Below are 11,376 nucleotides of genomic sequence, written 5' to 3'. Positions count from 1 at the left end.
CTACAACGAGCTCCGATAGGGGCAGCTGTGCTCTGCGATATGCCGTTCGAAATCACCGCGAAAGTGCTTCAGCGCACTTTGCAGCGGCTCCATGGCACCCGGTGCCAGCGCGCAGAAGGTTTTGCCCGGCCCCATGAAACGGCAGTGCTCTGCCAGCGTATCAAGATCCGCGTCGCGCCCCTGGCCGGACTCGATCGCCTCCAGCAACTGGCGGGTCCAGGGCAGGCCATCACGGCAGGGCGTGCACCAGCCGCAGGATTCCTGGGCAAAAAAACGTTCGAGGTTCAATACCATGCCCACCGGACAGGTTTGGTCGTCGAGCACGATCAGGGTGCCGGTACCCATGCGACTGCCGGCCTTGCCGATACTCTCGTAGGTCATCGGCAGGTCCAGGTGCTCCGGCAGCAGGAAGTCGGTGGATCCGCCGCCGGGCAGAAAGCCTTTCAGCTGATAGCCCTCGCGCATGCCACCGGCACAGCCTTCAAAGATGTCCCGTATCGGTGTGCCCATCGGCAGCTCCCAGGCGCCCGGCCGGCATACCCGGCCACTGACGCCAAACAGCTTGGTGCCGCTTTCCTCGCCCAGGCCCAGCCCCTGGTACCAGTCGCTGCCGTGGCGGATGATGTGCGGCACATTGCACAGCGTCTCGACGTTATTGACCACCGTGGGCTGGCCCCAGGCGCCGCTGATTTGCGGAAAGGGCGGCTTGGCCCTGGGCGTCGCGCGCTTGCCCTCCAACGCATTGATCAGCGCGGTTTCCTCGCCGCAGATATAGCGCCCGGCGCTGATGTGCAGGTACAGCTGCAGGCTGTAATCGCTGCCCTGGATATGCTCGCCCAGCAGGCCCGCCGCATAGGCTTCCCTGATGGCAACACGCAGCCGCTTCGCGGCATCAACATATTCACCGCGCAGAAAGACGTAGGCCACGTCGGCCTCGATGGCATAGGCGGCCAGCATCAGGCCCTCGAGCAGCTGGTGCGGATGGCGTTCGAGCAACAGCCTGTCCTTGAAGGCGCCGGGCTCCATTTCGTCGGCATTGGCAACCATGTATTTGGGATGGGGCGCGCCCTCGCCACGCGGCACCAGGCTCCACTTCACGCCGGTGGGAAACCCCGCCCCGCCCCGTCCGCGCAGGTTGGCGTTCTTGACCCGGGTCACGACATCATCGGGACTCATGCCACCGAGGGCCGCTTGCAGGGCCTCGTAGCCGCCCAGGTCGCGGTATTGCGCCAGGGTCAGGGCCGAACCGTCCGGTTTCAGGTGCTGGGTCAGCGGGCGTTCCATGGCCTACTCCTTCGCCTGGCCGGACGCCGGGGGCTGCAGCAGTGCAGCCAGGCTGTCGGGGTCCAGGTCATGGTGGTGCCGGTCAGCGATCATCAGCGCCGGCGCATGGTCGCAGTCACCCAGGCAGGTAATGGGCAGCAGCGTGTATTCGCCGTCCGCGCTGGTCTGGCCAAAGTCGATGCCCAGCTCCTCGCCAATCCGGGCCCTGAGGGCATCGCAGCCCAGCATCCAGCAGGTCACGCTGTTGCACAGGTAGATCACCTGGCGCCCCACCGGCTGGCGAAAAATCAGGTTGTAGAAGGTCGCCACCGCATCGACCTGGGCCGCCCCCAGGCCCAGGTAGTCGGCAATCGCCGCCACGCTGTCGTCGGACACCCAGCCACGGTGCTGCTGCACGATCCGCAATGCCTCGATGCACAGTGCATCGCGCTGCGGATAGGCCTGGGCCTCCTGCTCGATGCTCTCGCGCTCGGCCTGGCTCAGATAGCTATTCGACCAGCCGCGGTCGCGGGCAAAGATTGCGCTCATGTCCAACCTCCCCTCTGTTTACCGATCCACATCGGCCATGACGAAATCGATACTGGCGATAATGGCAATCAGATCGCTGACAAAGAGCCCCCGGCTCAGCAGCGGAATCATCTGCAGGTGGGCAAAAGACGGCGTGCGGATGCGGGTCCGGTACGACTGGGTCGAGCCGTCACTGACCAGGTAGTAGGCATTCATGCCCTTGGTCGCCTCGATCGCCACCATCGCCTCACCGGGCGGGATGACGGGCCCCCAGCTGCTGTTGACGAAATGCTGGATCAGCGTCTCGATATCGGCCAGGGTACGGTCCTTGGGCGGTGGCGTGGTCAGCGGATGCCGCGCCTTGTAGGGCCCCGCTGGCATGTTGTCCAGGCACTGGCGGATGATGCGCAGGCTCTGACGCATTTCCTCGACCCGCACCAGGCAGCGGTCGTAGCAATCGCCGTTACTGGCAGTAACCACGTCGAAGTCGAACTGCTCGTAACCGCTGTAGGGCCGCTTTTTGCGCAGGTCCCAGTCCAGCCCGGTGGCCCGCAGACCCGGTCCGCTGGCCCCCCAGGCCAGGCCCTCGGCCGTGTTGTAGACGCCGATGCCCCGGGTACGGCGTTGCAGCGTGCCATTACGCATCACCATGGCGTCGTACTCGGCCAGCCGGCCGGGCAGGTAGTCGATGAACTCCCGCACCATCCGATCCCAGCCCAAGGGCAAATCCTGGGCCACACCGCCGATGCGAAACCAGGCCGGGTGCATGCGCCCGCCGGTGATGGCCTCGACAATGCCAAACAGCTTTTCGCGATCGGCAAACATGTAGAACACCGGGGACATCTGGCCCACATCCTGGGCAAAGGTGCCGTAGAACACCAGATGGCTGGCAATGCGGAACAGCTCGGCCATCATCACCCGGATCACCTGGGCACGCGGCGGCACCTGAATGCCGGCCAGTTGCTCGACAGCCAGCACATAGGGCAGGTTGTTCATCACGCCGCCGAGGTAATCAATGCGGTCGGTATAGGGGATGTAGCTGTGCCAGGCCTGGCGTTCACCCATTTTCTCGGCGCCACGGTGGTGGTAGCCGATATCGGGCACCGCCTGGATAATTTCCTCGCCATCCAGCTGCAGCGCCACACGGAAGACCCCGTGCACGCTGGGGTGGTTGGGCCCCAGATTGAGGAACATAAAGTCGCTGTCCTCGCTCTGGCGCTGCATGCCCCAGTCTTCGGGCCGGAAACGCAGTGCTTCCTGTTCGGTATCCTGCTTCTCTTCAGTCAGGCTGAACGGCTCCACCTCGGTGGCACGGGCGTAGTGGTCCTTGCGCAGCGGGTGCCCTTCCCAGGTGGGGGGCAGCAAAATGCGGCGCAGGTGCGGGTGGCCGTCGAAACGAATGCCGAACAGGTCCCAGACTTCACATTCGTACCAGTTGGCGTTGGGCCAGATATCACAGATGCTGGGCAGCGACAGTGCCGGCTGCAACAGGGCCACCTTGATCCGGATATCCCGATTGCGGCTGACCGAGAGCAACTGGTAAACGACGGTAAAATCCGCCGGCGGCTGGCCGTCGCGATGCTCACGCTGGCGTTCGTCGATGGCCGTGAGATCGAACAGCATCTCGAACCCCTGGCCCTGCTGCAGATGCTGCAGTAGCGGCCTGAGCTGGTCGCGCTCGACCCAGAGGGTCTCGATACCGTCAACGGTGGATTGCGCGCACAGGGCGCCCTCTTTGAAGCGGGATTGCAGCGCCGGCTGCAGGGGTGAACGGTCTACCCCGTTCAGGGCCAGGCTGTCATCTTCAGGCTGAGAGGGCATGGGCTTGATCCATCACACGCTGTCCGGTGACCGCAGGGTCGTCGCTTGCCGACGCTGTTCTCTCAGGCGGTCGCGCTGGCTGTCCTGCGGGGCCCGGTAAACCTTGTGTCCCTCGACGACCCAGCTCAACGGACGCCGCTCCTGGCCGATCGACTCCTGCAGCAGCATCAGCCCCTGCAGCAGGGCTTCGGGACGCGGCGGGCAGCCCGGCACATAGACATCCACCGGCAGGAAACGGTCGACACCCTGCACCACACTGTAGATATCGTACATGCCGCCGGAGTTGGCGCAGGACCCCATCGATATAACCCAGCGGGGTTCCAGCATTTGCTCGTACAACCGCTGTATCACCGGCGCCATTTTCAGAAACACCGTGCCGGAGATCACCATCAGGTCGGCCTGGCGCGGCGTGGCCCTAATCACCTCGGAGCCGAAGCGAGCGATGTCGTGACGTGGCGTGAAGGCCGTCGCCATTTCCACGTAACAGCACGACAAACCGAAGTTAAACGGCCATACCGAGTGCTTGCGCCCCCAGGACAACAGCTGTTCCAGCTTGGCCGTCAGCACGCTCTGGCGAACCATGTCCTCGTAAGCGCCATCGCGGTCCGTGGCAATGGTATCGGCCTTTGTCAGATGCCAGCTCATGGGTGGCGCTCCTCGTCCTTCAGACTGTGCTGATGCGGCCCCCAGTCCAGTGCGCCTTCGCGCCAGAGATACAGCAGCGCAGCCAGCAGTATCAGCATGAAAATCAGCGCCTCGACAAAACCGGCCAGCCCCACCGCATCGAAGGCAACGGCCCAGGCATACAGAAAGATCACTTCCAGATCGAAGATCACGAACAGGATCGCGACCACAAAATAGTTGATCGACAGGCGCAAGCGCGCTGAGCCTGCCGAAACGATACCCGACTCGAAAGGCTCATCCGTCGCCCGGTCATGATGGCGCGGCCCCAGAAAATGCGAGACCGCTAGCATCGTAGCCGTCAGCAAAAGGACGGCCAGAGTGTAGAACAGCAGCGTCCAGGTATCCTGAGATGTCAAAGAGGTCGCGAACATGGGCTGTACTCTTGCAGGAGAGCGACGCCCTAACTATAGAAGGCCCGCCGCAGAATCGCTCATGCGGCCAGGGCCACCAGTGCGCCGCCGGTGCCAAACCCGGCCGCCCCCGGGCCTTTCTAACTGAGCAACGGAACTTTTTTATCACTTTCAGATGCAATTCAGTTTCAAAGACTAAGGTGAATTCCAGCTTCGCAGCGAAGGGTATTTTTACCCCATGCGAACAACTTGGCCCGCCGCTGGGGCGCCGCCATCCCCTCAGTCACATTCGCACCCGTAAAGGCTGCCTGCTCACTGTGTGCTGTTTCCCAATAGCCACAGCGTGCAGAGCAACAAACGGGTACAGGAGAAAATAATGAAAAACTCATTCCGTGTTCGTGCTCTGGCCCAGGCCGTTACACCGCAGAAAAAAACCATGGTTTACCTGTCCTCTGCACTGCTGGCTGCCGTGCTGAGTACAGCCCCTGTCGCCCAGGCATCCTGCGCCGCCAATCCCTGCGCCGCCAAGAGCCAGACCAATCCCTGTGCCGCGAAAAACCCCTGCGCACTGAAAAAGCCCTGTGCTGCCAACCCCTGTGCAGCTAACCCCTGTGCAGCCGCTAACCCCTGTGCTGCCGCGAATCCCTGCGCCGCCAACCCCTGTGCAGTGAAAAATCCGTGCGCAGCCAACCCCTGCGCTGCCAAGAACCCCTGCGCCACCAAGTAAGCGCAGCAACCCAGAGCCCGAGGAGATAATAATGAAAACAAACTTCCCTATGCGCGCGCTGAGCGCAGCCATTGCGCGTCAGCACAGGCCCGTGGCGTATATTTCTTCGGGCCTGCTGGCGGTGCTGTTGACCACAGCGCCCCTGACCCAGGCGTCTCAAAACGGCTGTTCCGCCAACCCCTGCGCCGTAAAGGCACAGAGCAATCCCTGTGCGGCGAAAAACCCCTGCGCCCTGAAGAATCCCTGTGCTGCCAACCCCTGTGCAGTCAAAAACCCCTGCGCGTCGAACCCCTGTGCAGCCAACCCCTGCAGCGCGAATCCTGCAGCGGCGAAGAATCCCTGCGCGGCAAAACAGATACAGCGACCGGCCGATTACCGCCCCTACCAGGGGGATCAGGTCGCCCTGATTGAGCGTGGCGCCGAGCTTTACCAAGACACCAGCCTGAGCACGAATGGCATGTCCTGCGGCACCTGCCACAACGGCAATGCCGCCTTTCAGGCGAGCTTCGCCGACGCCTTCCCGCACCGGGTCGCCATGGCGGACAACCTCTATGGCATGAAGACGATCCAGCTCGACGAGATGATCCAGCTGTGCATGCTGCAACCCATGGCCGCCAAGCCCCTGGCCTGGGATGGTGAGGAACTGGCCGCCCTGGTGGCTTACACCTCCGCGGTGCAGAAGGGCTTTACACCGGCAGCCGCCAACCCCTGTGCGGCGAAAAACCCGTGCGCGGCTAACCCTTGTGCGGCCAATCCCTGTTCGACCCGCAATCCCTGCGCGGCTAACCCCTGTGCGGCAAAGAACCCCTGTGCCGTAAAGAACCCTTGCGCGGCTAAAAACCCCTGCGCCGCCAAGAATCCCTGCGCAGCCAAGGCGCAGATGTAAGCCCCTGGGTCAGGCCGCGTTTTTAGCTGCCTGGCCTGCTAATCTTTGTCATTTAACCGGCTGTACAGGAAGTTTCGATGTCATCCGATTGGTCCGCAATGTCTGAGGTTGCACTGCAGCCTCCCACACTGGCTGCAACACTTGACGCCAGCGAGCGTGCCGCCCTGCTGCTCGCCGCCGGCCAGCAGCAACAGGCGCTGAAGGCGCTTAGCCGCGGCGGCACCAATGTGGTGGCCGAGATTCTGAAAGGCCAGGGTACCTTCTACGAAATGAACCATTTCCCCGAGGGGGATGTGTTTGACGACCAGAGCCACTGCCAGTACTACTACCATGCCCACCGGGAAGACGGTGAACATGGCCACTTTCACACCTTTGTTCGCCGTCCGGTCATGCCGGCGGATATACAACCGGCGCCAGGTTTTGCCCGCACCGAGCCCTGGCCCGAAGGCGATGACGAGCTGGCCCACCTGATCTGCATCTCCATGGACAGCTGGGGACTGCCGGTGGGACTCTTTGCCACCAACCGCTGGGTCACCGATCAGACCTGGTACAGCGCCGAGGACAGTATCCGCCTGCTGGATGCCTTTGCGGTGTATCACGCCCGCCCCAATCTTGCAGTGAATCAGTGGCTTACTCAGTTTATGCGGCTGCATCGGCCACAGATCGCAGCCCTGCTGCGGCACCGCGATCAGGTCATTGCCGCCTGGCAGCAGGCGCACCCGGAGCGGGATGTAATGGAGGACCGGGAGCTGGAAATCACCGGCTACCTGGCCGTCGACACCGACCGTTGGATCTCGGCAGTGCACGAGACCTGAACCAACGCGGGCGAGCATACTTGAGGCACAGACGCTGCAGCTGTACTCAAGGTTTAATGTTCAGTCATACCTCCATTTTGAAAGTACTCCTTGGTGCCATGGGCCTTGACCGCCTCACCGATGCGGCGCAAGGCCAGTACATAGGCGGCATTTCGCAAGCTTCGCTGTTCCGTTTCAGCGATATGCATGGTTTCATTGAAGGCTGCAGTCATCAGCGTTTCAAGCTCTTCCCGCACCTTTTCAAGGCTCCAGGGATAACCAGAACGATTCTGAACCCACTCGAAATAGCTAACGGTGACACCACCGGCGTTGACCAGCACATCGGGCACGATGGTCAAACCGCGCTCTTCCAGCCCGGCTTCGACTTCAGACCGAATCGGGCCATTAGCAACCTCAACAATGGTTTTGGCTTGAATGCTGTCGCAGTTATGCCGACCAATCACGCCCTCCAGCGCGGCGGGAATCAACAGATCGACATCCAGCGCCAGAAGCTCGTCATTGCTGATTTCCTCATGTTCCACCAGCTGGCACACTGACTGTTCACAGTACACAGCCCGGACTTTTTTGCTGCTTTGCTTCTCTTCCCAGAGGCTTTCAATGTTGAAGCCCTTTGTTGAATAGATGCCGCCTTTTGAATCGCTGATGGCAACGATGTTGTAGCCATCATTTTGCAGCAGGCGCGCAACGTGATAGGCCGCGTTACCGAATCCCTGTATCGCCACGCGCGTCTTGCCGGGCTGCCAGTCGTGCCTGGCCGCCAGTTCCCGAATGCACAGATAAGCGCCCCGGCCTGTCGCCTCTTCCCGCCCCTGGCTACCCCCCAGGGGTATGGGCTTACCGGTAATGACGGCGGGCGCGCGGACACGCTTGATGGCTTCATATTCATCCGCCATCCAGCCCATCACCATTGAGTTAGTGTAAATGTCGGGTGCCGGGATGTCGGTATCGGGTCCGATAAAATCGGCCATGGAGCGCATATAGGCCCGGGATAGTCGCTCAAGTTCCATCGGCGATAGTTCTTTGGGCTGTACCACGACTCCGCCCTTGGCCCCCCCGAAAGGCAGACCCAGCACGGCACACTTGACTGTCATCCACAGGGCAAGTGCCTGCACCTCCGCCCGAGTCACCTGTGGGTGATAACGGATACCCCCCTTAGTCGGACCCAGTACATCATTATAGTGGCAGCGCAAACCACGGAAGTAACGCATCGAGCCGTCGTCCATACGAACCGGTAAAGTCGTCTCCAGGGTCGCAACGGGGTGCAACAGAGACTCCACCACATCCGGCATAATTCCGGCATCTTCGCCCAGCGCGCTTATGCGCGTCAGGGCATCCTGAAATACGTCCTGATCCGACATGATTTTCTCCAGCCGAGCGCTCATCAGATGGCATCCAATGGCACTGGATTATCATCGGTATCGGCGCTGCACTGTACAGCGCCGACAACGGGGCCCGGGGAGCGCGGTTATATCTAGGGGGAATTCCTGCGCCCTGCCTCCGGGACCCCCTCCTTCAGGATAGTCGCTTGAGCAAATCCGCCACCAGCTTGTGATGTTCACCGTGCAGGCCATAGGCGGCATAGGCCTTCATTTCAATGGGCGGCGCCTCATCCACGATGAACAGCCGCTGCTCATCCAGCAGTGGTTTGACAATATCCTGCGGCAGGTAGGCCGCCCCACCGCATTGCAGAATCAGATTGAGCGCCAGTCGGCCACTATTAACCCGGCCCCGGGCCAGCAGGCGTTGCGGGAAATGGCTTTCGTGCAGGCTCGCAAAGGTCGTACCCCACTCCACCCGGACATAACCCTCGCCAATGGCCGCGTCCACCGATAGCCCTTCCCGGCTGGACACCAGTGACAGGCTCACGCTGGCGACCTCCTGCACTGCCACGTTCTGAATGCGCGGTGGCTCGTACATAAAGCCGACATCGATCATGCCCTGCTCCAGCTTTTCCACCACCCGCAACGGCGTGCTTTCCTCGGCCCGCAGCCCGAGGGTCGGGAAATCCCGGTAGATCCCGCTGAGCCAGTCCTGCAGAAAGATGTCCCATAGACTGGCCACACCGGCCACCACCAGCCGTCGCTTGTGCCGCTCGCTCAGGGCCGTGTCTTCAAAGGCCCGCTCCCAGGCACCGAGAATAAAACGGGCATGGCGCTCCATGCGCTCGCCTGCCGGGGTGAGGCCTATCCGATGGTGCTGGCGGGTAAAGAGAGACAGCCCCAGGTGATCTTCCAGCTGTCGAATACGGGCACTGACGGTGGAGGCCGAAACACAGAGGTTTTCCGACGCCCGCCCAAAGTTGCGGGTGCGGCTGACTTCCAGAAAGGTTTTCAGCAACAGGGTATCCATGGGCACTTTCCTTGGCAGCTATTCAACCCATGTTCGATTTTATTGGCCGTTACTTCCAGTATTTTTCGTTTTTCAGGACATTAAAAAGCCTCTACCCTGCCGATTCGAGACCTTTCACGGATATATCATGAAGCCCTGGCTGTCGTTCAATTTCCCCTTCCTGAGCTGGGGACGCAACCTCAACAAGAGCACCCTGACCGCTGACCTTATCGCGGGTATCACCGGTGCCGTTATCGTGCTGCCCCAGGGGGTAGCCTATGCCTTTATCGCCGGCCTGCCACCGGAGTTCGGCCTCTATACCGCCATCATCACGCCGATTATCGCGGCACTGTTCGGCTCGTCCTCACACCTGATTTCCGGCCCCACCGCCGCCATTTCCATCGTCGTCATGAGTGTCGCCAGCGGCCTGGGTGATCTGGACCCAGCGCAATACATCGGCGCCGTACTGACGATTACACTGCTGGCCGGCCTGATGCAGCTGGCCCTGGGGCTGCTGCGCCTGGGCAGCCTGGTCAACTTCATATCCCATACGGTGGTGATCAGCTTTACCGCCGGTGCCGCCATCCTCATCGGCGCCAGCCAGCTCAAGCACCTGCTGGGTATAGCCGTGCCCAGCGGGCTGTCCTTTGTCGAGGGCCTGTCGCAACTGGGTACACAGCTGGGCGACACCAACCTGACCTCTCTTGCCATCGGCCTGCTGACGTTGGTGTCGGCGCTACTGGTGCGCAAATTTAACCGCCGCTGGCCCCACCTGCTGATCGGCATGGCCGTGGGCAGCATCGCCTGCCTGCTGCTCAATGGCGCCGACCAGGGCGTGGCGTTGGTGGGTGCCCTGCCCGGCACCCTGCCACCGCTGTCGCTGCCCGACCTGTCGGCGTCAACCCTGCAGTCGCTGACGTCCGGTGCCTTTGCCGTGGCCTTGCTGGGGCTGATCGAGGCGGTATCCATTGCCCGCGCCATCGGTATCCGCTCGCAGCAGCAGATCGACGGCAACCAGGAATTTATCGGCCAGGGCCTGTCGAATATCGTCGGCAGTTTCTTCTCCTGCTACGCCGGCTCCGGCTCCTTCACCCGCTCCGGTGCCAACTACGACGCCGGCGCCAAAACCCCCATGGCGGCCATCTTCGCGGCGGTCATCCTGGCGGCCATTATCCTGCTGGTACCGGGGCTGACCGCCTATCTGCCGCTGCCCGCCATGGCCGGCGCCATACTGCTGATCGCCTGGAACCTGATCGATTTTCACCATATCAGCCAGATCATAAAATCCAGCCGCAATGAAGCCCTGGTGCTGGTCGTCACTTTCCTGGCCACGCTCTTTGTCGAGCTGGAGTTCGCCATCTACATCGGTGTTTTCCTGTCGCTGGCAATCTATCTGCGCCGCACCTCTCGCCCCACGGTGATGGAAGTAGCCCCCATTCCCGACCATCCCCGTCGCCAGATCAAGAACACCCAGCGCTTTTCACTGCAGCAGTGTCCGCAGCTGAAGATCATCCGTATCGACGGTTCGCTGTTTTTCGGTGCCATCGACCATATACAGCAGCGTATCCGGACCCTGAGCAATACGGGCGATACCAACCGGGTGCTGATCATCGGCAAGGGCATCAACTTCATCGATGTCGCTGGCGCCGAGATGCTGATTCAGGAAGCCCGGCGCCTGCAGCGGCGTGGTGGCCAGCTGATGTTCAGTTCCCTCAAGGGGACAGTCATCGATGAACTGCGCGCCAATGGCTATCTCGAACGAATCGGCGAGGAACTGTTCTACGACTCCCCCGAAGCGGCCCTGGCTGAGTCCGTCGCGGCCCTGAAGCAGGAGGTTTGCGACCACTGTACGGCACGCATATTCCGGGAGTGCGCCACGCCGCCCGCCAGCGGCGAGATGATCGCAGTCAGCCGCCTTTAGCCCCGCCGCAGCCTTGCACCCTGTGCTTCACGGGGTGCAAGGGCATATACTTG

General features: G+C 61.7%; 11 protein-coding genes. 4 read left to right on the top strand and 7 right to left on the bottom strand.

Annotation, left to right across the window (positions count from 1 at the left end):
* From nuoF to A8C75_RS01615, 5 genes are read right to left on the bottom strand one after another with little or no spacing between them, the layout of a single operon-like run.
* Positions 1 to 1,284, bottom strand: a complete 1,284-nt coding sequence (gene nuoF, locus A8C75_RS01635; RefSeq protein ID WP_067377180.1) for an NADH-quinone oxidoreductase subunit NuoF — start codon at positions 1,282 to 1,284, stop codon at positions 1 to 3.
* A 3-nt stretch (positions 1,285 to 1,287) separates the two neighbouring features.
* Positions 1,288 to 1,812, bottom strand: a complete 525-nt coding sequence (nuoE, locus tag A8C75_RS01630) for an NADH-quinone oxidoreductase subunit NuoE (RefSeq protein WP_067377177.1) — start codon at positions 1,810 to 1,812, stop codon at positions 1,288 to 1,290.
* An 18-nt stretch (positions 1,813 to 1,830) separates the two neighbouring features.
* On the bottom strand, positions 1,831 to 3,612 hold the full coding sequence (nuoC, locus tag A8C75_RS01625) for an NADH-quinone oxidoreductase subunit C/D (protein WP_120785165.1): 1,782 nt from the start codon (positions 3,610 to 3,612) through the stop codon (positions 1,831 to 1,833).
* A gap of 12 nt (positions 3,613 to 3,624) precedes the next feature.
* Positions 3,625 to 4,257 carry an NADH-quinone oxidoreductase subunit B gene (locus tag A8C75_RS01620; protein ID WP_067377175.1) on the bottom strand — a complete coding sequence of 211 codons (633 nt, stop codon included), beginning with the start codon at positions 4,255 to 4,257 and terminating at the stop codon, positions 3,625 to 3,627.
* Entirely contained in the window at positions 4,254 to 4,667 is a 414-nt protein-coding gene (locus A8C75_RS01615) for an NADH-quinone oxidoreductase subunit A (RefSeq protein WP_067377171.1), read from the bottom strand. The genes A8C75_RS01620 and A8C75_RS01615 overlap by 4 nt, the downstream gene beginning before the upstream one ends.
* Positions 4,668 to 5,022: 355 nt before the next feature.
* Here A8C75_RS01615 and A8C75_RS01610 point away from each other — a divergent pair, with 355 nt between their 5' ends.
* The 3 genes from A8C75_RS01610 to A8C75_RS01600 all read left to right on the top strand — a co-directional run bounded on the left by A8C75_RS01610 (position 5,023) and on the right by A8C75_RS01600 (position 7,074).
* Positions 5,023 to 5,373 carry a hypothetical protein gene (locus tag A8C75_RS01610; RefSeq protein WP_227819810.1) on the top strand — a complete coding sequence of 117 codons (351 nt, stop codon included), beginning with the start codon at positions 5,023 to 5,025 and terminating at the stop codon, positions 5,371 to 5,373.
* Between the two features lie 31 nt (positions 5,374 to 5,404).
* On the top strand, positions 5,405 to 6,259 hold the full coding sequence (locus A8C75_RS23500; RefSeq protein ID WP_227819809.1) for a c-type cytochrome: 855 nt from the start codon (positions 5,405 to 5,407) through the stop codon (positions 6,257 to 6,259).
* A 77-nt stretch (positions 6,260 to 6,336) separates the two neighbouring features.
* Positions 6,337 to 7,074, top strand: a complete 738-nt coding sequence (locus A8C75_RS01600) for a DUF6969 family protein (protein WP_067377168.1) — start codon at positions 6,337 to 6,339, stop codon at positions 7,072 to 7,074.
* A gap of 53 nt (positions 7,075 to 7,127) precedes the next feature.
* Here A8C75_RS01600 and A8C75_RS01595 read toward each other — a convergent pair whose 3' ends face one another.
* Entirely contained in the window at positions 7,128 to 8,456 is a 1,329-nt protein-coding gene (locus tag A8C75_RS01595) for a Glu/Leu/Phe/Val family dehydrogenase (RefSeq protein WP_227819808.1), read from the bottom strand.
* 130 nt (positions 8,457 to 8,586) lie between these two features.
* The gene (locus A8C75_RS01590) at positions 8,587 to 9,423 is read right to left on the bottom strand and encodes a LysR family transcriptional regulator (RefSeq protein ID WP_067377162.1); all 837 of its coding nucleotides are present in this window, start codon (positions 9,421 to 9,423) and stop codon (positions 8,587 to 8,589) included.
* A gap of 127 nt (positions 9,424 to 9,550) precedes the next feature.
* Between A8C75_RS01590 and A8C75_RS01585 the strand changes: the two genes are divergently transcribed.
* A complete protein-coding gene (locus A8C75_RS01585; RefSeq protein ID WP_067377159.1) occupies positions 9,551 to 11,323 on the top strand; it encodes a SulP family inorganic anion transporter in 1,773 nt (590 codons plus the stop codon).
* The last annotated feature ends 53 nt before the right edge of the window (positions 11,324 to 11,376 follow it).

Source organism: Marinobacterium aestuarii (assembly GCF_001651805.1).
Taxonomy (GTDB): Bacteria; Pseudomonadota; Gammaproteobacteria; order Pseudomonadales; family Balneatricaceae; genus Marinobacterium_A; species Marinobacterium_A aestuarii.
Note: the sequence above shows the minus strand (reverse complement) of the source record. Positions and strands in the feature narration are given on the sequence as shown.